The sequence below is a fragment of the Heyndrickxia acidiproducens DSM 23148 genome (genome assembly GCF_000374345.1).
In the GTDB taxonomy this organism is placed as follows: Bacteria; Bacillota; Bacilli; order Bacillales; family Bacillaceae_C; genus Weizmannia; species Weizmannia acidiproducens.
In genome coordinates this window covers 1-25,169 of sequence record NZ_KB893998.1, presented here as the reverse complement: position 1 = coordinate 25,169, position 25,169 = coordinate 1, and the positions used below count along the sequence as shown (strand labels likewise).

Below are 25,169 nucleotides of genomic sequence, written 5' to 3'. Positions count from 1 at the left end.
GAAAATTAAATAATTTTCCTGATAAAGCCCTTCGCCTGCGCTAATTTACTCTGTGCCTCTTCTTTTGAGAGATTGGTTAAGACCATGACAATTGCCAGTTTGACATTTTCATCTGCTGCCCGTAAAGCCTGCGCTGCTGTTTCATAACTGCACCCTGCTGCCTGCATAATAATCGACTTCGACCTTTCCACAAGCTTATCATTTGTCGGCCGGACATCCACCATCAAGTTTTTATAAACCTTTCCGATCCCGATCATGGCAGCAGTCGAAATCATGTTTAAAACGAGCTTTTGGGCGGTGCCGGATTTTAATCTTGTTGAGCCTGTCAACACTTCCGGGCCGACTTCCACTTCTACCGGAATCTTTGCATGCCTGCTGATGACCGCATTTTTATTGCAGGCAAGGCTGGCTGTAACGGCCCCTGTTTTTCCGGCATAATCGAGCGCGCCGACTACGTACGGGGTTCTGCCGCTTGCCGCAATGCCAAGCACCGTATCCTTGTCTGTTAAATGAATCTTTTTCAAATCCTCTTCCCCAAGGCTTAAAGAATCTTCCGCCCCTTCAACTGCAACCGTCATCGCTGCAGCGCCGCCTGCAACTAAGCCTTGCACCATGGACGGGTCTGCACTGAATGTTGGGACACATTCGGCAGCATCAAGCACGCCTAAGCGCCCGCTCGTGCCGGCTCCGCAATAGATCAGGCGGCCGCCCTGGTTAAATGAATGGATTACAGCTTTGACAACTTTTTCAATTTGCCCGAGTTCTTTCCGGACACTTAATGGCACTGTCTGGTCTTCCTGATTCATTCTCTGTAAAATTTCCATCGTAGACAATGTATCCAAATTCATGGTATTTTCATTGCGCTGTTCTGTGGCGAGCTTATCGAGTTCCATCACTTTCCACCTGCACGATCTGTAATTTTAAACTTCGTTCCTGCCCGGATAAATTCAAGCAGCGGCAGATCATGTTCAACAATCTGCCCAATCACATTTACTTTTTCATCTGCAGGCAGTTCGAGCTTCGTGATCTGCAGTTCTCCTTTATATCTGCCATAAAGATAATTATCCAAAGTAATGCTTCCTTTTCTCCGCAGCCGGTTATTTTCCGGCAGAATATTTGCATCCCTATTATGCCGCCTTGATCGTTCGCTGCGGATGACATCCTTTGCAACATCCACGCGATTGACGTGGTCTTTAAACATATAATCATGCCATTTTGCATCTGCAGTCGCTGCATGCAGCAGGATGGTCCGGTTATTCAAATATTCAATAAATTGGCGCCGGGAATGCGGCGACAAACCCGGATCCCCAAGATACACATGATTCACTCCATAATCCTGTAAAAGCGATAAGGATGAAGCAAGGGGATTTTGGCAACGGTGGATTTCCAATGTCGGAAGTGTTTCGAATAAAGGATGCCGCAATTTGCCATCTCCGGGCGCAAAAGCAGCAACTGCAAATCCATTGCTTTTCAGCCATTCGTTTTTTTCGCCAAACCACTTTTCTTCCAGCCCGGTTTCAGGCCGGGGATAATAATTATGCCAGGCCTCCATCCTGCCGAAATTGGCATGATAGCGTTCAAGCTGTTCAAATTCTTTTTTCGTTAATGTACTGGCATTTAAAGCGACCGTGAGATAGTTGGAAAGCCGGGCAGTATCTTTTAATTCAAACCCGTCATCCAAACGCAGCCCGCTGATCCCGCTTTCAACGATTTGTTCAGGTTCCCGGATTGACAGCCCAATCTGGTGAAGGGCATCTCCTGAAATATCAATCATCAGTTTCAGGCCGTTATGTTTTGCGGCGCTCAGCAATGGCGCCAATCTTTCTCCGTATTTGGAAGCATCATCTTCCGGCAGGTGCAGAGATGTGAAAATGCCTTTAAAGCCAATACTTGCCATGTCATTTATAAAGTCTTCTTTTTCAACAGACCAATCTTCATTCAAGTAAATCGAAAAACCAAGCAATCTGTGCATCCCTCCTTTGAAGCCATTATATATTTTCTGAAATGAAATTTCAATATTTTTTGATTATTATATTTAAAAAGGAAATTATGTTTCATACCTTGACAAAAAAATCGGAGACAGCAGCCTCCGATTGTGTCATGACTCCAATTGCTGGATTTGAAACAGGTTGTAATAAAGCCCTTGTTTTTCCATCAGTTGTTCATGGGTTCCCATTTCTTTAATTTCACCGTTTTCGATTAAAATGATGCGGCCGGCGTGGGTGATGGTGGAGAGGCGGTGGGCGACGATAAAAGTGGTGCGGTTGCGCGCCAATTTATCGATCGCCTCCTGGATCAGATGCTCACTCTCAAGATCAAGTGCTGAAGTCGCCTCATCCAAAATCAAAAGCGGCGGGTTTTTCAAAAAGACACGGGCGATGGCAATCCGCTGTTTTTGCCCGCCCGAGAGCTTGACGCCCCTTTCGCCGACGGTTGTGTCATAACCCTCGGGTAAATTCATAATAAAATCATGGGCATTGGCAGCAATCGCAGCCTGTACCACTTCTTCATCCGAGGCGTTTGGGTTCCCCAGCAGAATATTTGATTTGACCGAGTCGCTGAACAAAATATGATCCTGCAGTACCATTCCGATCTTATCACGCAAGCTCCGGACCTGAAATGAACGGATGTCCGTACCGTCCAGGAGGATCGCCCCCTTTGTCACATCATAGAAGCGCGGGATCAGACTGACCAGGGAAGACTTTCCGCCGCCGCTCATGCCGACAAGTGCTACTGTTTCCCCTGCTTTTATCTGCAGATTGATGTTTTTCAAAACCGGTTCTCCGCCTTTTGCGTACTGGAATTCAACACCTTCAAAGCGGATGTCGCCGCGGACATTTTTACATTCAACCGCATCAGGAAGATCGTCAATATCATATGTTTCATCGAGCAATTCGAACACCCGGTCCATCGAAGCAAACGCCTGCGTCAATGTCGTGCCGGAATTTACGAGCCGTCTGAGCGGGCTGTATAAATGATCGATATAAGCGATAAATGCAGCAAGCGTCCCCACTGTCAGGCTGCCTCCGATCACCAAATAACCCGCAACAAAAATAATTAAAAGCGGCGCGATATCGGTAATCGTATTTACGACTGCAAAAGATTTGGCCGTCCAGCTTGTGTGGGTCAGCGCTTTTTCTAAAAAATTAGCGTTATGTTTATCAAACTGTTTCTGTTCATGATCTTCAATGGCAAAACTCTTGATAATTGCCATTCCCTGCACACGCTCATGCAAATATCCCTGGACCTCGGCCAGCGCCTGCGACCGTTTTCTCGTTAAAAACCGCATATTCCCGAAAAAATAGCGGACAGAGAAAATATAAAAAGGAAACACAGCAAGCGAAATCAGCGTAAGCCTGGCGTCCATCATAAACATTATCACAATCGCAATCAGCACGGTCACCATATCAAGCCAAACATTCATCAGCCCGGTGATCACAAAATCCTTTGTTTGCTCGACATCGTTGATAACCCGCGAAATGACTTCTCCCCCGCGTGTATTTGCATAAAACTTAAAGCTCAATTTTTGCAGGTGGGTAAAAAGGCGGCCGCGGATATCATATAAAATCCGGCTGGCCGTCCCCTGGGCAAAATACTGGCGGTAATATTCGACTGGCGGCCGTACAATCGCAAATATAGCAAGCATAATCGACATAACCCAGACGAGCTTATGCATTTTTTCATCCACAGACAAACCGTGATTCCCGATGATATCATCAATCACATATTTAATCAGCAGCGGGATTAACAGCGGGATGGCAAATTTCAAGATGCCAATCACAATTGTGGCAAAGATTTGCGCCCGGTACGGTTTGACAAATTTCATATATCTTTTTACACTATTCACTCACTATACCCTCCGGCCCGTTTAATTCCAAGTCTATTTTTTTCGTCCATATGTACTCCCCGTTTAATGAACATACACAAAAAAGCATATAAAAAACCTGTTGGCCATTCAACAGGTGATTCCCCTAACGTAAATAAGTTAAATACCGCTCATACCAAATATCAATAAAATCCGGGCTGAACGGGCCCTTCCGCTGCCGGATCCAATCGATCAAATTGTCGACATTCCGTTTTAAAATATGATCAATTACATCCGGATAGCCCATTTTTTTGCGATGGTATTCGTACTCATCTTTATCCAGCAGCGTAAACGTCATATCAGGAAATACCTTAATATCCAAGTCATAATCAATGTATTTGAGCGCTTCCTCATCATACGCAAACGGCGATCCTAAATTGCAGTAGTAGTAAATCCCGTCTTCGCGGATCATTCCGATGATATTGAACCAATGGTCAGCATGAAAATAACAAATGGCCGGCTCCCTTGTAATCCAGGTTCTCCCGTCCGATTCCGTTACAAGCGTGCGGTCGTTGGCGCCGATCACCAGTGATTTCGTACTTTTTAGCACTGTTGTTTCTTCCCATATGCGGTGAATATGGCCATTGTGTTTATAGCTTTGTATTTGTATTTTTTCACCCTCCGCGGGAATCCCCATCATTTTTAGCCTACTTTCGTATTGTTGATATGTATATTCCTGGCAACATAGTATATTTTCTATTATTATAACGGTTAATGGATATTTTTAAAACAAAACAACCCTATTTTCAAATAGGATTGTTTTAACAGATCTTTGTTTTGTGGTAAACCTGAATCAATTCAATTGTCTGGGTTTCAAAAACATCTTGAATTTCAAACAATTGGCTGTTCATTTGCGCAATTTCTTCTTTAATGCTATCCACCTTCGTTTCTTCCTGTAATTTTTGCAGCTCGCGTTTGACTTTTTGGCATCTCTCAATTTCCGACTGCAAATATAACAACTTCCCCATCGTATCCATTTGTTTTAAGACGATCTCATTAAAATTTTCCATATTTGAACAGCCTCCTTTTGGGATGGATTCCATTCTCTATCAACACATATTCTTTACGGCACTTAAAATTCCTTTGACTTCTTTTGTCGAAAACAAGAAAAGCGGAGGGCGCTTGCTTATCGGCGTACGGATTTCGTAGTCTTTGACTGAGATATAGGAAACACGATGAGCTGAAAAGGCGAATCGATGTTGACTTATCGCAGGGAAAAGACGTAGAAATCCGCTAGCCGATAGCGCCCGCAGCTGGATCATAGAAAAGCGGAGGGCGCTGCTGTTAAGTAAAAAGAGGCAAGAAAAGAGGCACTCTCTCGAGAAAGAGTGCCTCTTTTTGTATCCTGCAATTATTGTTGGCCGAATTGACCAGCGTTTTGTGATTTTTTAGCTTCTGATTGCTGGTTTTGTTTTCTTACTTCCTGCGCATCCGTTTCGCTTGCGAATTCAGAACCGAAAGATCCTGACTCAGAAGCGGATTGTGCGTTTTGTTTTCTTACTTTTTGTGCGTTTGTTTCGCTTGCAAATTCAGAACCGAATTGCCCTTTTGCAGCTTTGTTAAAGTTGTTTGCCATCTTTTTTCACCTCCACGACATTTAATCTGTCCAGAGATGAGCGGATTTATCCTTTAAAAATCCAGCTGACAAAAAAAGGCAGTAACAAACTGGCTTCCGCCGCATGAATACGATTGTACCGGAAAATTAATTTAACAGCAGCGAACGGCCGCCATCCACGATAATGGTCTGCCCCCTGATCATAAAGGCATCATCCGACAGCAGAAAACGCACGGTTTTCACCATATCATCTATTTCCATCATGCGCCCCGCCGGCGTATTTTTGCGCGCATCTTCCAGCATTTCCTGCTGATTTGGAAAATGGTTCAGGGCATCGGTATCCAGTACCCCGCCTGAAACTGCATTGACGATAATATTTTTCGGCGCCAGTTCAACTGCCAAATATCTGGTTAAAGCTTCAACCGCAGCCTTTGATACGCCGACACTTGTATAATTTTTAATATATCGGATTGAACCCAGCGAACTCAAACTTACAATTTTCCCGCCGCCATTTTCCTCCATCATTTTCGCGGCTTCCTGGGCGCAGAATAACAAGCCTTTGCTGTTGATATTCATCGTCCAGTTCCAATGGGATTCTTCCAGCTCCATAGCCGGCCTGAGCACACCGGAAGCGGCATTATTTACCAGTACATCCAGCCTGCCATATGCAGCGCGGATTTGTGCAAACATGTCTTTAATTTTTTCCACGTCGCCAACATTTGCTTTCACCAGCAACGCTTTTTGCCCTAATTTTTCGATTTCCCCGGCAACTTCCATTGCCTTTGACTTGCTTCTTGCATAGTTTATAACGAGATCATAGCCCATTTTGGCAAGATCAAGCGCAATTGCCCGGCCCAGCCCGCGGCTTGAACCCGTCACCAATGCCACCTTATTTTCCATTCATAACACCTTCCTTATTCCTCAACAAGCGGATGGATGTCCTTAATCCTTTATCCCGTCATCTTTGAAAACGGTTCAGGCGGTCATAAAAAGCGCTCAGAAATTCATAAAGGGCTTTTTCTGACGGTGCCATCTCCCGCTTTTTCGGAACGATAACGCCAACCGGCCTTGTGAAATGATAATCGCTGATTTCAGCCGTGATAATTTCTTTTGACAAATTAAATAATAGCGCAGGCTCCGGAAGAATTGCAACTCCTGTTCCGCTCGCAACCAGCCCTTTAATGGTCTCCATATCTTCGCCTTCAAACGCAATTGAAGGCTCAAATCCCGCCTGCTGGCACGCGTTCACCAGCATTTCCCTGATTGAAAATCCGGGGCGGAAGGTAATAAACCGTTCCGCCTTAAGTTGCCCCAGCCGGATGATTGGTTCGTCTGCCAGCCAATGGCCGCGGTGGAATAGCAGCATCAGTTTTTCCATATATAAAACATCGCCTGCAACAGCCGGGTGATCCGTTGGGACAGGTGCAGTCAGCGCAATATCAAGTTCGCCGCTTTCAATTAAACGGATCAAATCGTTTGGGGTACCCTGGATGAACTGATACTGCAAATTCGGATGCCCCTCCCGGAACTGCGCCAAAAAAGCGGAAAAAGACTGTACCGACAGACCGGTTGAAAAACCGAGCCGGATCAGGCCGGCCTCAGGATTCAGGAATTCATTCATCCTTTTTTTTGCTTTTTCAATTTCCTGGACAACTTTTTCAGCGTGTTCGAGAAAAACTTTCCCGATCGGCGTCAGTTTGACATTCCTCCCTTCACGTAAAAAAAGCTCCACCCCAAGCTCGGCTTCCAATAGCGAAATCTGCCTGCTGATTGCGGACTGGGCGACATGAAGTTCGTCTGCCGCCTTTGTCACATGCTCGCGTTTGGCCACTTCTATAAAGTAAAACAGCTGCCTTAATTCCACTCAATATCACACCATTCTCAATTTGAGATTAAATCCATCTTAATTATATATTGTAAGAAAGAATAACAAAAGAGTAAAATTTAAAATAATCATACTTTTCGGACTCGAGCTGACTATGGAAGGAATGTGAAGCAATGAATAATCAACAATATGGACTTTACCAATCAGAATACGAGCATGATGCTTGCGGCATCGGGTTTTACGCGGATATGAAAGGCCGCGCTTCCCACGGGATCATTACTACTGCATTGGAGATGCTTAAAAGACTGGATCACCGTGCCGGAAAAAATGCCGATGGAACAACAAGTGATGGTGCAGGTATTTCTATGCAAATTCCGCATGAGTTTTTCCAGGCCGTATGTTCCTTCAGCCTTCCACAAAAAGGGGAGTATGCAGTCGGAATGCTCTTTTTGCCCCACGATCCAGCCACCCAAAACCAAATACTGAATGAATTTAAACTGCAGGCATCCCGCCTCGGGCTTCAAGTGCTCGGTGTGCGCAATGTACCGGTGGATCCGGGCGTGCTCGGACAGCAGGCGAAAGATTCGCAGCCGTTTATTGCCCAGATTTTCATTTCTTCTTTAAACGATAGCATGGAAGAATCCGTTTTTCAAAGAAAGATCTATATCCTGCGGAAACTGGTCGAAAACAAATTCAAGTCCGGCCTGTACGCGGCCAGCCTATCCAACCGGACCATTGTTTATAAAGGCATGCTTTCAGCCGAACAGCTCCCTTTATTTTACCTGGACCTGCAGGATGACCAATTCACATCCGCGCTGGCGCTCATTCATTCGCGTTTCAGCACGAATACATTTCCAAGCTGGGAAAGGGCCCATCCGAACAGAATCATCGCACACAACGGGGAAATCAATACGATCAAAGGAAATATCAACTGGTTTAACGCAAAAATTTCTCTGTTCGCCAATCAATTGGGCCTTGAGACGTTAAATCAAATCCAGCCCGTCATCGATGCAAGCGGCAGCGACTCCGCGGTCTTTGATAACGTGCTTGAATTTTTGACCACAAACGGCATTTCTCTCCCCCGCGCCATTATGATGATGGTGCCGGAACCATGGGAGAACAACGAAGATCTGCCGCCATACTTAAAATCTTTTTACGAATACCACAGCCAGATCATGGAGCCATGGGACGGACCGATGGCGCTCGAATTTACAAACGGAAAACAAATCGGTGCGGTTTTGGACCGGAATGGCCTGCGCCCGGCACGGTATTATCTCACCAACGATGATAAAATTATTTTTGCTTCAGAAGTCGGTGTTGTTGACATTGACGCTGAAAATATTAAAGAACGCCACCATTTAAAACCGGGCCATTTCCTGTTTGTTGATCTGGAAAAAGGCGAGCTGATTCCAAGCGATGAGTTAAAAGCGCTGGTCAGCCTGGAAAAACCTTATGCTGAACATCTGGAACAGTCTGTCGTCCGTATCCCGGATTCCAAGCGTTTAATTTCTGCGGCTTCACAGCTTGATAAAAATGAACTGACTTATCTGCAAACCCTGTTTGGTTATTCATATGAGGAATTGACAAAATCAGTGGTTCCAATGGCACAGGACATGAAAGAACCGCTTGGCGCAATGGGGGTCGATACGCCGATCGCGGTCTTATCAGAACGGCCGCAGTTGCTGTTCCATTATTTCAAACAAAGCTTCTCGCAAGTTACAAATCCGCCGATCGACCCGATTCGTGAGGCCTGTGTCATCTCAACCGTAACATGGCTGGGCCCGCAGGTTTCTCTAGACGGCCATGACGATACTGATTATAAAAAAATCCAGCTGGAACACCCGTTTTTAAGCACGGCAAAGTTCTATGCGGTCCAAAACATGGGTTTAAAGACGGTAAAAATACCGGCTTATTATACTCCGGAACGCAATCTTGAACAGGCGTTGGAAGAACTGCTGGCAACTGTAGACAAAAGCATTGCGGACGGTGCGGAACTCATTATTTTATCGGACCGGGAAGTCGGCCAAAGCGCGGTGCCGATGCCATCCCTGCTCGTTACTTCCGCTGTCCACCAGCATTTAATTAAGCTGGGGACACGTCCGAAAGCCAGCCTGATTATCGATTCCGGTGAACCAAGGGATTCGCATCACATGGCGGCGCTGCTCGGCTTCGGCGCTGATGCCATTCATCCATATCTGGCCTTTGAGACCATTAAAAACTTAATTGATGACGGCCATATTGACCTGCCTTTTAAAAAAGCGATTGGGAATTATCTCAAGATTATCCGCAAAAGCGTTGTAAAGATCATGACAAAAGTTGGTATTACTACCCTGCAAAGCTATCGCGGGGCACAGACCTTTGAAGCGCTCGGCATTTCAGAAGAGACAACTGCACGCTTTTTCACCGGAACCGTTTCACAAATCGGCGGAATCGGAGTATCTGAAATCGGGGCAGAATCCTATAAACGCTATGAAAAAGCGCAGGAAATGCTCTACCAATATAATAAGGCACTGGATCCGGGCAGCGAGCTGCAATGGCGCAAAGACGGCGAATACCATTTATTTAACCCGCAAATGATGTACACGCTGCAGCAGGCAGCAAGGAGAAATGATAAAGAAGCTTACCGTAAGTTTTCAGGCATGTACCACAGCGGCCCTTATGCAACGATCCGCAGCCTGTTAACCATCAATAGCAGCCGCAAACCGATTCCGCTTGACGAGGTTGAGCCGGTTGAACAAATTTGGAAAAGATTTAAAACCGGGGCCATGTCTTATGGCGCTATCAGCAGAGAAGCACATGAGACGCTTGCGATCGCCATGAACCGCATCGGCGGAAAAAGCAACAGCGGCGAGGGCGGCGAGGAAAAAGAACGGTATGTGCCGGACGCAAATGGCGACTCACGGCGAAGCGCCATCAAGCAGGTGGCTTCCGGACGTTTCGGTGTAACCAGCCTGTACTTGACAGATGCCGATGAAATCCAGATTAAAATGGCGCAGGGCGCAAAACCGGGCGAAGGCGGACAGCTGCCGGGAACAAAAGTGTATCCGTGGATCGCCGAAGTCCGCGGCTCCACAACCGGCGTTGGGCTGATCTCCCCTCCCCCGCATCATGATATTTATTCAATTGAGGACCTGGCCCAGCTGATTTACGACCTGAAGAGCGCAAACCCGCGTGCGCGCATATCAGTCAAATTGGTTGCAAAAGCCGGAGTCGGCACCATTGCAAGCGGAGTGGCGAAGGGCCTTGCCGATACCATTTTAATCAGCGGCCACGACGGTGGCACCGGTGCAAGCCCGCAAACAAGCATCAAACATGCAGGCATGCCTTGGGAGCTTGGTTTAGCAGAAGCGCACCAGACGCTAACCTTGAACGGGCTGCGCAACAGAGTTGTACTGGAAACCGATGGTAAGCTGATGACCGGAAGAGATGTTGTCATTGCCGCCTGCCTCGGTGCCGAAGAATACGGCTTCTCCACCGCACCGCTTGTCGTGCTTGGCTGTATCATGATGCGCGCCTGCCATCTCGATACATGCCCAGTTGGTGTCGCAACCCAGAATCCAAAATTGCGTGCCAACTTTATGGGCAATCCTGACCATGTCGTCAACTATATGCGGTTTATTGCTGAAGAGGTCCGTGAAGTTCTGGCAGCATGCGGCTACCGCAGCCTGAACGAAATTATCGGCGAAACAAGCCTGCTTAAAGTGAAAGATGAAGTACAAAACCATTGGAAAGCAAAACAGCTAAACTTAAATAAATTATTGTTTAAAACTTCTGAAACCCTGCTTTCGGAACAAGGCAAGGTCAAACAGAACCACAAAATGGAAGAACGGTTTGACAGCCGCGCCTTACAGCATCTGGCCGTTTCAGTACGGAATAAACAAAAAACAGCCATTACACTGCCGGTCCGAAATACTGACCGCGCTGTCGGCACCACACTTGGCCATATCATCACAAAGGAATACGGCGACAAGGGGCTGCCGGAAGATTTCATCAAAATCAATTTGAACGGCTCTGCCGGCCAAAGCCTTGGCGCCTTTATTCCAAAAGGCCTGACCCTGAATTTGGAAGGCGACGCCAATGACTATGTCGGCAAAGGTTTATCCGGCGGGAAAATTATCGTAAAACCGGGTGAAGGCTGGCAACAAAACGAACCGCAGGCGATCATTGGCAATACGGCTTTCTTTGGCGCCACATCCGGTGAAGCATACATCCGCGGAACAGCCGGCCAGCGTTTCTGCGTCCGCAACAGCGGCGTCCATGCTGTCGTGGAAGGCATCGGCGACCATGGTTGTGAATACATGACCGGCGGCCGCGTCGTTGTACTCGGCCCGATTGGCAAGAACTTTGCCGCCGGGATGTCCGGAGGAACCGCCTATATTTATACGGGCGCTGGCGAAGAAAATGAAATTTTATCGCAAATCAACCAGGAATTGGTCAGCGTGGAAGGGGCCGATTCAGATGGCGAGCTGCGTGAGCTTTACCATATGATCCAGAAACATTACCAAAATACAGGCAGCCTCATTGCCAAACGAATTCTTAAAAACTGGGAAAAATCCCTGCATCAATTTATCAGAATTGTCCCTCGCGAGTATAAAGCGATGATGGCATTGATCCAATACTTTAAAGATCAGCAAATGCCGCTTGAAGAAGCAAAATTGGCTGCATTTGAATATAAAAAGGCAGGAAAAAGCTTAAGTATTGTTGAAAAAGAACCATTTCCAACTGAAGCAAAATAACCTTCACTAATCCGGCTGCAGATTCATGAATACAGCCGGGTGAAGCTGTTCAGGAGAGTGAGAGTGAACCATGCGCGGAACAACTGATTTTATCGATAAAAAACGAGAAAAACCGAAGGAAGTCGATGCCCTTAAACGGGTTCAAAACTGGAACGAATACAAAAAACCGTTTCCGGAAGAAAAGCTGAAAACACAGGCAGCCCGCTGCATGGAATGCGGCACCCCTTTCTGCCAAATGGGCGAGTTAATCGGCCGGCAAACAAGCGGCTGCCCTTTATACAATTTAATTCCGGAATGGAACACCCTTGCCAGCCAGGGAAAATGGGAAGAAGCCTACCATCGCCTGCTTTTAACCAATAATTTCCCTGAATTTACATCGCGTGCCTGTCCCGCCCCCTGTGAAGGTTCGTGCACAGCCGGACTGGTAAGCGAGCCGGTGACCATTAAGAGCATTGAAAAAGCAATTATTGACAGGGCTTTTGAAGAAGGCTGGGTGAAACCAAGAATTCCGTTAAAACGGACCGGATTGAAAGTCGCCGTTGTCGGAAGCGGGCCGGCCGGGATGGCAGCTGCCGATGACCTGAACCAGGCCGGGCACGATGTTACCGTTTTTGAAAAAGAAGACCGGTTTGGCGGTCTCCTGATGTACGGCATCCCGAATATGAAAATTGAAAAGAAATATGTGCAGCGCCGCATTGACTTACTGCAGGCGGAAGGCATTACATTCAAAGCCAATACTGAAATTGGCAAGGATATCACGCTTGATCAGCTCCGGCAGCAATTTGACGCCGTACTTCTCTGTATCGGAGCGGAAAAACAGCGGGATATAGACATTCCGGGCCGCAGCCTGAACGGGATTTATCCCGCGATGCAGTACTTAAAAACGAGCACAAAACATTTGCTGGAACATGGTGAAGCCGGCGAGCCGGCCATTTCGGCAAAAGGCAAGAAAGTCATTGTCATTGGCGGCGGGGACACCGGCGCAGACTGCGTGGCCACCGCCATCCGCCAGGGCTGCAAAAGCGTTGTCCAATTCGGCAAGCACGGCGAACTGCCAAAAGAACGCCCGGCACACGAACCATGGCCGATTAATCCATCACTGTTTACATTGGATTACGCCTATGAAGAAACCTTAAAAGTATTTGGTGAGGATCCGCGAGAATATTATATTCAGACAACTGAATTTCTCGGTGATCACAACGGTCGTGTTAAAGGATTAATGACTGTGCCGTTTTCCGATGTACCTGTAACTGAAGAACAGTTTTGGGAAGCTGATTTGGTGCTGATTGCCATTGGCTTCCAAGGCGTTAACCCGTCTGAAACAGCCGGCGTGGCCGTGGCTAACGGCCGGATTCAAACCCGTCCGGGCAGCTTTCAAACGACTACGGAAGGCATCTTTACCGCCGGTGATGCAAAACGCGGTGCAAGCCTGATCGTTTGGGCCCTTCAGGAAGGAAAAAAAGCGGCAAAGGAAATCGACCAGTTTCTCATTGGCAAAAACGAGGCAATCGAGCAGCCATCTGCTTAACGAAAATCATAAAAAAGAAGGAGCTGCCTCCTTCTTTTTTATGATTTACCTTGATAGGCTTTCCATATTTTTTGATGCGAAACGGGAAATGCGAATTGGTCCATTTCATCCGCCCGCACACATTTCAGACTGTCCGTTTCCTCTACGCTGCCTTTTATCATACCGGCATAGACATGGATATCCCATATTAAATGCGTAAATACATGATGGATTTCGGTAAAATAAGACGGTTCAATTTCAGCCGTGATGCCGTAATCTTCAGCAAGAAAATCCGCCAGCACTTTTTCTGCGGGAATAATCGCCCCTGCTTCCACCTGAATAAATTCCCACATATTAGCAAGCAAGCCTTCATTCGGGCGTTTATGGATCAAAATTTTTCCATCCTCATCCTTTAATACCGCCGCAGCCAGCTGATGCTGCTTTTGTTTTTTGTTTTTCGATTTAATCGGAAGTTCGGCTGTTACCCCTTCCGCAAAAGCGCCGCAATGCTCACGTACCGGGCAAAGCAGGCATGCCGGCGACTTCGGCGTACAGACGAGGGCACCCAGTTCCATTAATGCCTGGTTAAAAAAAGACGGATTATCATCAGGAATCATACGGCGGACGGCCGCTTCAAATATTTTGCGTGCAGACGGCCTGGCAATGTCTTCCTCTATCAATAAAATTCTCGACAGCACGCGCATCACATTCCCATCCACGGCCGGCTCGGGAAGCCCGTAAGCAATGCTTAAAATTGCTCCTGCAGTATAAGGCCCGACCCCTTTCAGCTTTGTAATTTTTTCCGGCGTATCCGGCACAGTGCCGCCATAATGCGCCTGCACTTCTTTTACGGCACTGTGGAGATTTCTGACGCGCGAATAATAACCCAGCCCCTCCCATGCTTTTAACACCTGGTCTTCATCTGCTTCCGCAAGGGCTTCAAGGGTCGGGAACTGCTCCATAAACCGCTGGAAATAAGGGATCACAGTGTCAACCCGTGTTTGCTGCAGCATAATTTCTGAAACCCAGACTTTATAAGGATCGTGGTCGCGTCGCCATGGCAATTCCCGCTGTTCTCTTTCAAACCAGGAAATTAAATCGTGTTGAAACGCTTGTATATCAAGATCTTTTGTATAATCATCCGGTATATTTTTCTTCACGGTAAATCCTCCAACTAACATGTTAACTCCACTTTTGATCGGGCATAATATTGTAAAAAAGATCAGGTTTTGTTCAGCACATAACTATTGCATTTCTCTTTAATTTACCATATGATGAAGTCATAATGAAGAATAAGCGCTTTACCGGAAGAACCAGAACCACTTTTAGGAGGAATAGGATTGGATACAGGAACCCATATTGTTATGGGATTTGCACTGGGGGGTTTAGCAACTTTGGACCCTGCAGTTGCGCAAGATGCGGTTCATTTTCACAGTGTTCTCATCGCCACGGTTTTAGGTTCACAAGCACCAGATATTGATACAGTGTTAAAATTTAAAAACAATGCCGTTTATATCCGAAACCACCGCGGCATTACCCATTCTGTCCCGGCAGTCCTGCTGTGGCCGCTTGCCATTACGGCTGTGCTGGGTATCTTTTTCCCGGGAACAGATATGCTGCATCTTTGGCTATGGGCATCTCTGGCTGTTTTCCTGCATGTGTTTGTTGATATTTTCAACGCATACGGCACCCAGGCTCTCAGGCCATTTTCGTATAAATGGGTAGCGCTTGGTGTCATTAATACATTTGACCCGATCATTTTTTCAATCCATATTTTCGGATTGCTTGCATGGGCTTTAGGGGCGCAGCCAGGCATCACTTTTACGCTAATGTATTTCATTGTTTTTTTATATTATATTGCGCGGTTTACAGCCCGGCACGATGTCAAAAAAGCGGTGCTGGCTGCAATTCCGGATGTGGAAAAAGTCATCATTTCGCCTACAATCCACTTTCACCAATGGAAAATTGCAGTGAAAACAAAAGATCATTATTATGTTGCCAAAGCGTATAAATCGTATATTACCATTCTTGATAAATTCAAGCGCCTGCCTGTTCCGGACAATGAAATCCTGCAGGCTGCGAAACAAGATAAAAATTTGTCCGCTTTCTTAAGCTTCTCCCCAGTGTACCGCTGGCAGGTTGTGGAGAAAGAAAATGGGTACCAGATCCGCTTTACCGATCTCAGGTACCGCAGCCACGGCCACTATCCTTTTGTCGCGGTCGTAAAGCTGAACCGCGACTTGGAAATTATCGGATCCTATACAGGTTGGATCTTCAATAAAGAAAAATTGAAGAAAAAACTTGATGTTGTACCAAGATAAAGCAGGGCCCCAGTATTTAAGTATCCTTACTGCCCGTTAGCCGGGATAAAAATAACGGCAGGTGCAAAAAATAACCGCTGTGGAGCACATTCCACAACGGTTATTTTTAAAAGGAGGGGCCACGCATGCGCAATAAAGAAAAGGGATTCCCATACCAACATGACAATGTATTTGAAGGCGAGCCGCGCGCCAAAGCCGAATACGCTTCAAAGCGCGCAGACGGCACCACCAATACCCACCCGCAGGAACGCATGCGGGCATCCAGCCATAGAGGAGAGTAAAAATAAGGAGTGCCCTAATTCATTTTGGGCGCTCCTTTTTCAAATAACATGCTAACGCTAATGAAAAACATTTCACGTAAAAAAACCCTCGAAATCCCTTCGTACCGCTTATGAATCCCAATTCAGCTTATAGAACTGTGAGATGCCTTAAAGATCCCAGCACAGCCTTACTTCACTGCCTTTAGCATTGCGACCGGCAGTGCTTCAATTGGTTTTCCGCCGCTGATCCTGTAGCCCCAGGCAAATACGCCATCGATGTAATCAATTTTAAAATAAACGCCCGGGTCCCCCTCCACTTCATATATTTCACCTTTTTTAAAGGTGTTTGGATCCAGCAAATACGACTTTGCCATCATGATTTTCCGTTCCAGAACGGCAAATTCATTCACAATCCCCAGCTGTTCCGCTTTACGGGCTTTTTCTGTCAATTGTGCAATTTCTTGTTTTAACTCATACGTGCTCATGTCACTGTACCTTTTTTCCATTTTCCCCTTGTCCCCTTTATTCTTGTTGTTCGCGCAAATAGCGGTCAATTAAATCAAGTGGAAACCCTTTTCGATACAAAGCCTGTTTCATCTTTTGCTCATAAGCGGCACCGGGCAGCTTCCCGTACTTGCGCTGTGCCTTTTCTGCCTGCAGCTGCAGCGCCGCCCATTCTTCCTCCTCATCCTTTACAATATGGAGTTCATCCATTGCCATCCTGATGATGCCGGATGGATAGCCTTTGCGGAGAAGGCCCTGTTCCACTTTCTGCTTTAAAATTTTTTCGGACAGCTTTGCATGTTTCTTTGCCAGCTTTTGTGCCAGGACAAGTGCATGATCTACTTGTTTTTCCGTATTAAACGCTTGCAGTGCTTTTTCTATATGTACAGGAGCAATTCCTTTTTGGCGGAGCTCCCTTTCAATCACGCCCAGGCCTTTATGAGTTGTATTCATTTGGGTCCTGACGAAGCTTGCAGCAAATTCCGCGTCATCTAAATATTGCATTTCGTATAGTTTTAAGATGACTTCCCGGATTACTTCAGGGCCAAATTCTTTTTTTCGCAAATCATCGCGTACTTCTTTTTCAGAGCGCATCCGGTAAGAAAGAAATTGGATTGCAGTATTAACGCCTTTGCGGACATCATCCTGGGCAAGAATCGATTCAATGTCCAGTTCATCCAGTTCCTTCCCCTTCAACAGCTGGAACCGTGCCAGCACTTCTTCATCGACACTGAACCGGTACTGCCCATCAAGAAAAATATTATAACGCTCCGCATTGTGTTTCTGTACAGAGATTTTCGTAATTACCGGCACATAAAACCCCCCTCTCATTTCTTATTTTACCATCGATCGTGTAGTTCACGCTAAAACGGGGAATACTAATCCTAAAATGAAACCTCCATCAGTGGGGGTTGTCCGCTGATGGAAATGGGATCAAAAGGAGGATTTGCCATGCCAAAAGATAAGAAGGTACAAACCAAAAGCAATTTGCGGAGCATGCAGGAAGTGACCTATCAGCGCGAGTTTAAAAAAGCAGACCGTGCCGGCGGATACACAGAAAAACGGTCGTAAATAATTACCTGTTTAGCAAATGCCTTTTCAACAAACATTAAAGATGCGGGTTTTTCCGCATACAATGTGCTTGAAAGGGGTTTTAGCATGGGCAGAGCGCATAAACATAAAACACGTGATAAAAACAAAGCTACACTTCCTCAGGTACCAAAGAATATGAAAATAGACGGCAGGGATGTCGAATTTTCCGAGGTGCTTGCAGACCAGGATGACCGTGAAGCACAAGCCCGTTCTCAAGCAGCAGAGAAAAGAGCCAAACAATAAACCATACGGGAGCCGCGTTTTAATAACAGGCTCCCGTTTTTTAAACTGTGGATAATGTGTATAACTTATTGCTTTCGTTATGATATAAGGAAAAACAGCATCACCAATCTGTGTATTAAATTGTGGTTAAATCCTGTGCATAAACTGTGTATATTGTTGATAACCTTGGCGAGCCTTGAAAATTAGAGGACTGCTCTGTGAATAAATCTGTGGGCAAATCTCTCATTTCACATTCTTGCTTATCAGTTGACCTTGACAATATTTCATTTTTGTGCCAAACTGTTTTTTCGTTTTGCACTTCCAATCAGTTCTTTCATTGTTACCTGATCATCTTTTTCAAAAAGCTCAATGATTCGGCTTCCGGCTACGACCCCGTCGCAATAAGCGGTTAAATGGCGGACATGTTCGGGGGTGGAAACACCGAATCCCGCCAGAACCGGCACGCTGCTGATTTCGGATAAATGGGCTAAATAAGCTTCGATGTTGTCATGGAAACGGGTTCGGCTTCCGGTTGTGCCTGTGACCGTAACAGCATACAGGAAGCCTTCCGAGCGGGCGGCGATTTCCTTGAGCCTTTCTTCCGGGCTTGTAATCGCAGCAAGGCGGATAAAGGCCAAATCCTTCTTCTCAAGTTCCGCTGCCATAACGTTTTCTTCTTCAAGCGGCAAGTCCGGAATGATCAGCCCGTCAACACCGGCCTGAGCACAATCTTCTGTAAACTTTTCGATGCCGTATGAAAAAATCGGATTAAAATACGTCATTAAGATAATTGGCACCTGGCGCGGATGGGCTTTTAAATGGTCGAGCACTTTTTTCAGCGTCGTGCCTTCCTTTAACGCCCGGATGCCTGCCGCCTGGATCGTTGGCCCATCAGCAACCGGATCTGAAAATGGAATGCCCAGCTCAACTGCCGTAACACCTGAAGCCTCCAAAAATTCAAGCCTTTTCTGCGTCTTTTTAAGCCCGCCATCCCCCGCCATGATATAAGGGACAAACGCTTTTTCATTTCGTGCTGATACTGCTTCAAAGCTTGCCGTTAATTTTTGTTTTCCCATTACTTTCTCCCTCCAAACAAGTCACTGACCGCTTCTACATCTTTATCGCCGCGGCCTGATAAGCAAATCACAAGCGATTCATCTTTTCCCATTTCCTTTGCCAGTTTCATCGCAAAACTGACGGCATGGGCGCTCTCTAATGCCGGAATAATGCCCTCTTTTTTCGCAAGTAACTGGAAGGCTTGCAATGCTTCTTCATCATTAATGGATGTGTAAGTAACGCGGCCGGTCTTTTTCAAATAGCTGTGCTCGGGGCCGACACCAGGGTAGTCAAGTCCGGCCGAGACAGAATAGGCTTCCTGGATCTGGCCATCCGCATCCTGCAGCAAATACGTCTTCATCCCGTGCAGGACGCCGAGTTTGCCGTTACTTAAAGATGCCGCGTGTTTTCCGGTTTCCACACCGGCGCCGCCTGCTTCCACACCATACAGTTTCACCGTTTCGTCTTTTATAAATGGATAAAACATGCCCATCGAATTGCTGCCGCCGCCGATACAGGCAACAACGGCATCGGGAAGTTTGCCGGTTTGCTCAATAATTTGCTTTTTCGTTTCATTTCCGATCACGCTTTGAAAATCCCGGACAATTTGCGGGAAAGGGTGCGGGCCGACAACGGATCCCATAATATAATGGGTGTCCTCGACATGGCTGACCCAGTAGCGCAGCGCCTCATTGACCGCATCTTTCAATGTGCCGCTCCCCTGCGTAACACTTCTCACCTCAGCACCGAGCAGTTCCATCCGGAAAACATTCAGCTTTTGCCTGCGGATATCTTCTTCGCCCATAAAGATCATGCAGTCGAGGCCAAGCAAAGCACACACAGTTGCCGTTGCGACACCGTGCTGGCCCGCGCCCGTTTCAGCGACCACTTTCTTTTTATCCATCCTGAGCGTCAACAGCGCCTGGCCGACCGTGTTGTTAATTTTATGGGCGCCGGTATGATTCAAATCTTCGCGTTTCAAGAAAATCTTCGCGCCGCCGCCAAGCTTCGTTAAGTTTTTCGCGTAATAAAGCGGCGTTTCACGGCCGACATATTGTTTAAGCAGGCCATCCAGTTCTTCATGGAAAGCCGGATCAAGGATCGCTTCTTTATACGCTTTCTCCAGTTCGTTTATGGCCGGCATCAGCGTTTCCGGTACAAATTTTCCGCCGAATGCACCGAAATGTCCGGTTTTGTCAGGTTGTTTATAGGTTAACATAGCTGTCACGCTCCTCTATTTTATTGAATGCGTTTTTGGCTGCCGCCGTAAAAGCAAAGATTTTTTCCGTATCTTTCTCCCCGTCTGTCTCAACACCGCTTGAAACATCAACGATTTGCGGCCGGGCGGTGAATATGGCTTCGGCAACATTTTCCGCCGAGAGCCCCCCGGCAAGTATGACGGTCCGGTGTTTGGAAAGATCTTTTGCGAGTTCCCAGTCAAAAGCGGTTCCGTTGCCGCCGCGGTATTTCCCTTTAGGACTGTCCAATAGCACCATATCACAGCGATAAGCCTGCAGCCCCTCAATATCCTTCCGTGATTGCACGGCGCAGGCTTTAATGACAGGGTAAGGAATCGCGGCTACCTGTTCCGGCGTTTCATCCCCGTGGAGCTGGACGTAATCAAGGCCTGCGATATCGGCAATTTTTGTAATTATTTCAGGCTTTTCATTCACGAACACGCCGACTTTTTCAATATCCCGGGGTAATTGTGCAGCAATCTGTGTGGCTTTTTCCGGTGTAATTTTCCGCCTGCTATCGGCAAAAACAAAACCAATCATATCCGCACCTGCTTCGACAGCAGCCTTTGCTGCTTCCAATGTCCGGATGCCGCAGATTTTCACTTTCCGTTTTTCAGGCACACCGATCAGCTGCTTGATTGTTTTTTCCGGGTCGCCCGCCCGCATGAATGTTTCACCGACTAAAATCGCTTTTGCCCCTGCTTTTTCTGCGCGCAGGACATCTTTTCGGGTACGGATCCCGCTTTCGCTGATAACCAGAATGTTCGGGTCCCGGATCATTCCGGCCAACCGTTCTACAACGCCAAGGTCCACTTCAAACGTTTTTAAGTTGCGGTTATTGATGCCGATGATGTTGGCACCCATAGCAAGCGCAATTTCCAGTTCGGCTTCATGATGCACTTCAAGCAGCACTTCAAGCCCCTGTTTGTGTGCATATGCATAAAGCTGTTTCAATCGCTTTGGTGCAAGTGCGGCCGCGATTAAAAGGATGACGCTTGCACCGTTTGCTTTTGCCCGCTCAATCTGGATTTCATCGATGATAAAATCTTTGCAAAGAACCGGCAGTTTAACCGCATCACTCACGGCTTTTAAATCCTGGACGCTGCCTTTGAAAAACGTTTCATCCGTTAAGACGGAAATGGCGCCGGCCCCCGCCTTTTCATAGTGGATGGACTGCCGGACCGGATCGATACTTGTTTTAATATCGCCTTTTGACGGGGAAGCCCTTTTGATTTCCGCAATAATACTCGTTTTTTCCGCATGCATAAACGTTTCATACAAGGAAGCGGCTTTCCTTCCCGATGGTTCAAACACGGCTCCGTCCGCTTTCAGACGCTCCACTTCTTTTTGCTTTTCGGCCAGGATTTTTTCCAAAAATGTCAATTCAGATCACCTCTTGTGTTAAGTTGCGGCTGGCTTCGGCAAGTGCGTGCAGTTTCTCCAGCGCCGCTTTTGAATCAATGCATTTTTCTGCCAGCCGGATGCCTTCTTTCACCGTCTCCGCTTTACCGGCCGCAAATATTGCAAGCCCGGCGTTAAACAGCACCGTGTCCCGGTAAGGGCTCTTTTCGCCATTTAACACTGAAAGTAAAATCTTGCTGTTTGTTTGTGTATCCCCGCCGCGAATCGCTTCATTCGGATAAACCGGAAGATCGACATCTTCAGGCGAGAGTGTGAATCTTGTGATCTTGCCGCCGTCCAAAAGTGCAAAGTGGTTCTCGCCGGACAAGGATGCTTCATCAAGGAAGCCTGCGCCATTAACGACAAGCGCCCGTTTTCTGCCGAGGCGGCCAAGCACTTCCGCCATCGTTGCAAGCAAATCGCGCCGGTACAGCCCAAGCAGTTGTGTTTCCAAATTCATTGGATTGGTGAGCGGCCCGATCAGGTTAAAAATCGTCGGGATCCGCAAATCTTTGCGGATCTTCATCATTTTTTTCAATGCCGGGTGGACATTCGGAGCAAACAGGAACACAATCCCGATGTTTGAAAGCAGGCTTTCAACCTCCTCTTTTGGCAAAGATAACGAGATTCCCAGGTTTTCCAATACATCTGCACTTCCAGTCCGGCTTGAAACGCTGCGGTTCCCGTGTTTTGCGACTTTAATGCCGGCGCCGGCGAGCACAAATGCCGATGTCGAGCTGATGTTAAAACTGTGGCTGCCGTCTCCCCCTGTCCCGCAATTATCCATCAGCCCCCGGACTTTACACGGGATCGGCACGGCTTTTTCGCGGATCACTTCGACAAGCCCGGCAATTTCTTCGGCCGTCTCCCCTTTAAACTTCAAGGTCGCCAGAAATGCGCCCATTTCCCCCTCCGTTATTTCATCTGAAAATAATTCCCTTGACGCTTCCTGCATTTCTGCAAAAGTCAGGCTTTTTTGCGCTAAAATTTTTTCAAGATATGGTTTCATATTGCTCATCCTTTCTCATTTCGTGTAAAAAGTTTTCCAGCATTTGTTTCCCGGTTTCTGTTCCGATCGATTCAGGATGGAACTGGATCCCGTAACAAGGTGCGCTTTTATGCTTAACCGCCATAATTTCCCCGTCATCCAAAGATCTCGCCATTACTTCCAGTTCTTGGGGAATACTGTTTTTATCCAGGACTAATGAGTGGTAGCGCATGACTTTGACAGGTGCGGGCTGGCCGGCAAAAACGCCGCTCCCATTATGTTCAACCATCGATGTCTTGCCATGTTTGATTTCTTTTGCCTTCACAATCTTTGCCCCGAACGCGCAGCCAATCGCCTGATGGCCAAGGCAAACGCCCAGGATCGGAATTTTCCGGTATAATCTCCGGACCACTTCCACCGAAATGCCGGCATCTTCCGGAATTCCCGGCCCGGGCGATAAAATAATCGCCTCGGGTGCGAGTGTTTCAATCTCCTCAACCGTGATCCGGTCATTGCGGACGACTTTTACTTCCCGGCCAAGTTCGCATATATATTGATACAAGTTATAAGTGAAAGAATCATAGTTATCGAGTAATAAAATCATTTGCCTGCACCTCCAGAATGGATTTTGCTTTATTGAGCGTTTCCTGGTATTCTTGCGCCGGATCCGAATCGTACACAATACCTGCACCCGACTGCAGGTAAGCGGTATGGCCCTTAATCAGGAGCGAGCGGATCGCCAGTGCAAAATCGATATCCCCGTTGAAATTGATATAACCGACCGCGCCTGCATACATGCCGCGCTTTTGCTTTTCCAATTCATTGATGATCTGCATCGCCCTGATTTTTGGCGCGCCTGACACCGTGCCGGCCGGAATGCAGGACACCAGAGCATCAACGCCGCTGTACCCCTGCTTCAATTCGCCTTGGACTTCCGACACAATGTGCATGACTGTTTGGAAGCGTTCGACCGCCATATATTTATGGACATGGACGGTGCCGGGCACACATACACGGCCTAAGTCATTGCGGCTCAGATCAACGAGCATCTTATGTTCCGCCAGCTCTTTTTCATCCTGCAGCAGGTCTTTTTCAAGGGATACGTCTTCTGCTTCCGACTGCCCGCGCGGCCTTGTTCCCGCAATCGGGTTCGTATAAACGGTCGTTCCTTTTGTCTTTATCAGGCTTTCCGGGGAAGCGCCGAGCACGACATAGCTGCCAAAATCGAGGTAAAACATATATGGCGATGGATTGGCTTTCCGGAGTTTCCGGTAGAAATAAAACGGGTTGTGGTCAAGCTTTCCTTTCATCCGCTGCGACAGGACAACCTGGAAAATATCCCCTGCTTCAATGTGCTGCTTTGCTTTTTCCACCATTTGCATAAAGGCTGCTTTTTCAATGGACGGTACAAATTCAACCGGCCCCAAATCGACAAACGGTTCTGCCTTTGTCTGCTTAAAAATTGCTTTTTCCATCGCCTCCAGATTTTTTTCAATCACCTGCCCGTCTTCATGGATGGAGACGAGGTAGACGGTTTGGCTTTTATGATCATAGACTGCGACATTTTGGTACACCATGACATGCAAATCAGGAATGCCGATTTCGTCTTCCGGCACTGCTCCGATCTCTTCATACTGGCGGATGGTATCATAGCCGATATAGCCGACCGCGCCGCCGTAAAATGGAAACGGCAGCGGAATATCAATGCGGGGCAATGCCTCCTTTATAATCTCCAGCGGCTTTCCTGTTTTCTTTTCCGTCCTGCCCGACATATGATCGATAACAGTTACTGTATCTGCCGTACCGATGAATTCTTTCGCCGGTTTTGACCCGATAAATGAGAAGCGGCCGTTGCTGTCATTCGGCAGCGAGCTTTCAAACAAGAACTTTCCGGCTCCTTTTAATCTCGTAAATATCATAATCGGCGTTAAAATATCACCATTCAATTTGACAATTTTAAACTGGTAATTTTTCTGTTCCATGAATTTCTCTCCTTTTTCGATCAATAAAAAAACGCCCCCTACCCAAACAGCAGCATTTTGCTGTTTGGATAGAGGACGCTTTTCACGCGGTGCCACCCCTTTTGAAAGGCCTTCAACCTTTCCGCTCATTCGGGTACGAAACGGCTCTCCCGTTTTTATACCCTATCCCGTTAACGGGGGAAGCCGTCTTTCCCTACTATAGATTCAGGAAATCTCTCGTAAGCCCATTCTGTAATCGTAAGCGTGCCGGATTCCCACCCATGCCGGCTCTCTGTGCCGCATCCGATTACATACTCTTCTTACTCCACGATTTTTTTATTTTATTTTAGAACGATCGAGTAGGAGGCTAATCATTATTTGATTAGCCGACCTCTCACACCACCGTGCGTACGGTTCCGTACACGGCGGTTCTAAAGTTTACGACCTTACAGACAGATAATAATCCAGAAAACTTATATACCTTGCTCTTCGGAAGAGTTCGTTTGTTAAGGTTCTGGTTAAGATATGGCTGCCGGCAATTCTCCAGTAGCCTTTTCTTGTGTTTGCCCATTCCCAAGCTTTACTTTTATTGATCCCTAATTTCTTGAGCCAATAAAATCTTGTGCGTACTCTCTTCC

23 protein-coding genes, 1 pseudogene and 1 other annotated feature are annotated in these 25,169 nt (G+C 47.0%); of the genes and pseudogenes, 6 read left to right on the top strand and 18 right to left on the bottom strand.

What is annotated here, in order from left to right; all coding sequences use genetic code 11:
* Positions 1-5 precede the first annotated feature (5 nt).
* From murQ to gltC, 8 genes are all read right to left on the bottom strand, one after another.
* On the bottom strand, positions 6-893 hold the full coding sequence (murQ, locus tag C232_RS0109920) for an N-acetylmuramic acid 6-phosphate etherase (protein WP_018663867.1): 888 nt from the start codon (positions 891-893) through the stop codon (positions 6-8).
* Positions 893-1,972, bottom strand: coding sequence for a DUF871 domain-containing protein (locus C232_RS0109915; RefSeq protein WP_235801536.1), 1,080 nt, complete (start codon positions 1,970-1,972; stop codon positions 893-895). The genes murQ and C232_RS0109915 overlap by 1 nt, the downstream gene beginning before the upstream one ends.
* A 126-nt stretch (positions 1,973-2,098) precedes the next feature.
* Positions 2,099-3,847, bottom strand: coding sequence for an ABC transporter ATP-binding protein (locus C232_RS0109910; protein ID WP_018663865.1), 1,749 nt, complete (start codon positions 3,845-3,847; stop codon positions 2,099-2,101).
* Between the two features lie 124 nt (positions 3,848-3,971).
* Positions 3,972-4,502 (bottom strand): nucleoside tri-diphosphate phosphatase, encoded by a 531-nt coding sequence (ntdP, locus tag C232_RS0109900; RefSeq protein ID WP_026314563.1) that lies wholly within the window; start codon positions 4,500-4,502, stop codon positions 3,972-3,974.
* A gap of 124 nt (positions 4,503-4,626) precedes the next feature.
* Entirely contained in the window at positions 4,627-4,875 is a 249-nt protein-coding gene (locus tag C232_RS0109895; protein WP_018663862.1) for a YgaB family protein, read from the bottom strand.
* A 341-nt stretch (positions 4,876-5,216) separates the two neighbouring features.
* The gene (locus C232_RS0109890) at positions 5,217-5,441 is read right to left on the bottom strand and encodes a gamma-type small acid-soluble spore protein (protein WP_018663861.1); all 225 of its coding nucleotides are present in this window, start codon (positions 5,439-5,441) and stop codon (positions 5,217-5,219) included.
* A 126-nt stretch (positions 5,442-5,567) separates the two neighbouring features.
* Positions 5,568-6,320, bottom strand: coding sequence for an enoyl-[acyl-carrier-protein] reductase FabL (gene fabL / locus C232_RS0109885; RefSeq protein WP_018663860.1), 753 nt, complete (start codon positions 6,318-6,320; stop codon positions 5,568-5,570).
* Positions 6,321-6,378: 58 nt separating this feature from the next.
* Positions 6,379-7,284 carry a glutamate biosynthesis transcriptional regulator GltC gene (gene gltC / locus C232_RS0109880; RefSeq protein ID WP_018663859.1) on the bottom strand — a complete coding sequence of 302 codons (906 nt, stop codon included), beginning with the start codon at positions 7,282-7,284 and terminating at the stop codon, positions 6,379-6,381.
* Between the two features lie 134 nt (positions 7,285-7,418).
* Between gltC and gltB the strand changes: the two genes are divergently transcribed.
* Both gltB and C232_RS0109870 read left to right on the top strand, forming a co-directional pair.
* Entirely contained in the window at positions 7,419-11,981 is a 4,563-nt protein-coding gene (gene gltB, locus C232_RS0109875; RefSeq protein ID WP_018663858.1) for a glutamate synthase large subunit, read from the top strand.
* 70 nt (positions 11,982-12,051) lie between these two features.
* Entirely contained in the window at positions 12,052-13,509 is a 1,458-nt protein-coding gene (locus tag C232_RS0109870) for a glutamate synthase subunit beta (RefSeq protein ID WP_018663857.1), read from the top strand.
* A gap of 38 nt (positions 13,510-13,547) precedes the next feature.
* Here C232_RS0109870 and mutY read toward each other — a convergent pair whose 3' ends face one another.
* A complete protein-coding gene (mutY, locus tag C232_RS0109865) occupies positions 13,548-14,669 on the bottom strand; it encodes an A/G-specific adenine glycosylase (protein WP_051086228.1) in 1,122 nt (373 codons plus the stop codon).
* A 159-nt stretch (positions 14,670-14,828) separates the two neighbouring features.
* On the opposite strand from mutY, the gene C232_RS0109860 reads away from it, so the two are divergent.
* Positions 14,829-15,809, top strand: a complete 981-nt coding sequence (locus tag C232_RS0109860; protein ID WP_018663855.1) for a metal-dependent hydrolase — start codon at positions 14,829-14,831, stop codon at positions 15,807-15,809.
* A gap of 125 nt (positions 15,810-15,934) precedes the next feature.
* Positions 15,935-16,090: a small, acid-soluble spore protein K gene (locus C232_RS0109855; protein ID WP_018663854.1), complete on the top strand. Its 156-nt coding sequence runs from the start codon at positions 15,935-15,937 to the stop codon at positions 16,088-16,090.
* Positions 16,091-16,257: 167 nt separating this feature from the next.
* On the opposite strand, the gene C232_RS0109850 is transcribed toward C232_RS0109855, so the two are convergent.
* A complete protein-coding gene (locus C232_RS0109850; protein WP_018663853.1) occupies positions 16,258-16,575 on the bottom strand; it encodes a YfhH family protein in 318 nt (105 codons plus the stop codon).
* Between the two features lie 16 nt (positions 16,576-16,591).
* Positions 16,592-17,386 carry a recombination regulator RecX gene (gene recX, locus C232_RS0109845; RefSeq protein WP_018663852.1) on the bottom strand — a complete coding sequence of 265 codons (795 nt, stop codon included), beginning with the start codon at positions 17,384-17,386 and terminating at the stop codon, positions 16,592-16,594.
* Between the two features lie 138 nt (positions 17,387-17,524).
* Here recX and C232_RS19410 point away from each other — a divergent pair, with 138 nt between their 5' ends.
* Together C232_RS19410 and C232_RS19405 are read left to right on the top strand one after the other, a co-directional pair.
* Positions 17,525-17,644, top strand: a complete 120-nt coding sequence (locus C232_RS19410) for a YfhE family protein (RefSeq protein ID WP_081622750.1) — start codon at positions 17,525-17,527, stop codon at positions 17,642-17,644.
* An 87-nt stretch (positions 17,645-17,731) separates the two neighbouring features.
* Positions 17,732-17,908, top strand: coding sequence for a YfhD family protein (locus C232_RS19405; protein ID WP_018663850.1), 177 nt, complete (start codon positions 17,732-17,734; stop codon positions 17,906-17,908).
* 263 nt (positions 17,909-18,171) lie between these two features.
* On the opposite strand, the gene trpA is transcribed toward C232_RS19405, so the two are convergent.
* The 7 genes and pseudogenes from trpA to C232_RS19400 all read right to left on the bottom strand — a co-directional run.
* The gene (gene trpA, locus C232_RS0109830) at positions 18,172-18,963 is read right to left on the bottom strand and encodes a tryptophan synthase subunit alpha (RefSeq protein ID WP_018663849.1); all 792 of its coding nucleotides are present in this window, start codon (positions 18,961-18,963) and stop codon (positions 18,172-18,174) included.
* Complete coding sequence (gene trpB / locus C232_RS0109825) at positions 18,963-20,162, bottom strand: tryptophan synthase subunit beta (RefSeq protein WP_018663848.1); 1,200 nt, start codon at positions 20,160-20,162, stop codon at positions 18,963-18,965. The genes trpA and trpB overlap by 1 nt, the downstream gene beginning before the upstream one ends.
* Entirely contained in the window at positions 20,149-21,564 is a 1,416-nt protein-coding gene (gene trpC, locus C232_RS0109820) for an indole-3-glycerol phosphate synthase TrpC (protein ID WP_018663847.1), read from the bottom strand. The genes trpB and trpC overlap by 14 nt, the downstream gene beginning before the upstream one ends.
* A gap of 1 nt (position 21,565) precedes the next feature.
* Positions 21,566-22,591, bottom strand: a complete 1,026-nt coding sequence (trpD, locus tag C232_RS0109815) for an anthranilate phosphoribosyltransferase (RefSeq protein ID WP_018663846.1) — start codon at positions 22,589-22,591, stop codon at positions 21,566-21,568.
* A complete protein-coding gene (locus tag C232_RS0109810; protein WP_018663845.1) occupies positions 22,575-23,174 on the bottom strand; it encodes an anthranilate synthase component II in 600 nt (199 codons plus the stop codon). The genes trpD and C232_RS0109810 overlap by 17 nt, the downstream gene beginning before the upstream one ends.
* A complete protein-coding gene (gene trpE / locus C232_RS0109805) occupies positions 23,155-24,552 on the bottom strand; it encodes an anthranilate synthase component I (protein WP_026314562.1) in 1,398 nt (465 codons plus the stop codon). Before trpE ends, C232_RS0109810 begins: the two co-directional genes overlap by 20 nt.
* A gap of 68 nt (positions 24,553-24,620) precedes the next feature.
* Positions 24,621-24,868, bottom strand: a binding site (T-box leader).
* A gap of 101 nt (positions 24,869-24,969) precedes the next feature.
* Positions 24,970-25,169, bottom strand: a pseudogene (locus C232_RS19400) (group II intron reverse transcriptase/maturase); the annotation flags it as partial.

Bases quoted from the DNA above. Each gene is read 5' to 3' on its own strand.
- C232_RS0109810 (WP_018663845.1), bottom strand. From the start codon at position 23,174: ATGATTTTATTACTCGATAACTATGATTCTTTCACTTATAACTTGTAT.
- gltB (WP_018663858.1), top strand. From the start codon at position 7,419: ATGAATAATCAACAATATGGACTTTACCAATCAGAATACGAGCATGAT.
- C232_RS0109855 (WP_018663854.1), top strand. From the start codon at position 15,935: ATGCGCAATAAAGAAAAGGGATTCCCATACCAACATGACAATGTATTT.
- trpD (WP_018663846.1), bottom strand. From the start codon at position 22,591: ATGAAACCATATCTTGAAAAAATTTTAGCGCAAAAAAGCCTGACTTTT.
- C232_RS19405 (WP_018663850.1), top strand. From the start codon at position 17,732: ATGGGCAGAGCGCATAAACATAAAACACGTGATAAAAACAAAGCTACA.
- fabL (WP_018663860.1), bottom strand. From the start codon at position 6,320: ATGGAAAATAAGGTGGCATTGGTGACGGGTTCAAGCCGCGGGCTGGGC.
- murQ (WP_018663867.1), bottom strand. From the start codon at position 893: ATGGAACTCGATAAGCTCGCCACAGAACAGCGCAATGAAAATACCATG.
- C232_RS0109890 (WP_018663861.1), bottom strand. From the start codon at position 5,441: ATGGCAAACAACTTTAACAAAGCTGCAAAAGGGCAATTCGGTTCTGAA.
- trpB (WP_018663848.1), bottom strand. From the start codon at position 20,162: ATGTTAACCTATAAACAACCTGACAAAACCGGACATTTCGGTGCATTC.
- C232_RS0109915 (WP_235801536.1), bottom strand. From the start codon at position 1,972: ATGCACAGATTGCTTGGTTTTTCGATTTACTTGAATGAAGATTGGTCT.
- C232_RS19410 (WP_081622750.1), top strand. From the start codon at position 17,525: ATGCCAAAAGATAAGAAGGTACAAACCAAAAGCAATTTGCGGAGCATG.
- mutY (WP_051086228.1), bottom strand. From the start codon at position 14,669: ATGTTAGTTGGAGGATTTACCGTGAAGAAAAATATACCGGATGATTAT.
- trpA (WP_018663849.1), bottom strand. From the start codon at position 18,963: ATGGGAAAACAAAAATTAACGGCAAGCTTTGAAGCAGTATCAGCACGA.
- ntdP (WP_026314563.1), bottom strand. From the start codon at position 4,502: ATGGGGATTCCCGCGGAGGGTGAAAAAATACAAATACAAAGCTATAAA.
- C232_RS0109850 (WP_018663853.1), bottom strand. From the start codon at position 16,575: ATGGAAAAAAGGTACAGTGACATGAGCACGTATGAGTTAAAACAAGAA.
- C232_RS0109870 (WP_018663857.1), top strand. From the start codon at position 12,052: ATGCGCGGAACAACTGATTTTATCGATAAAAAACGAGAAAAACCGAAG.
- trpE (WP_026314562.1), bottom strand. From the start codon at position 24,552: ATGGAACAGAAAAATTACCAGTTTAAAATTGTCAAATTGAATGGTGAT.
- C232_RS0109895 (WP_018663862.1), bottom strand. From the start codon at position 4,875: ATGGAAAATTTTAATGAGATCGTCTTAAAACAAATGGATACGATGGGG.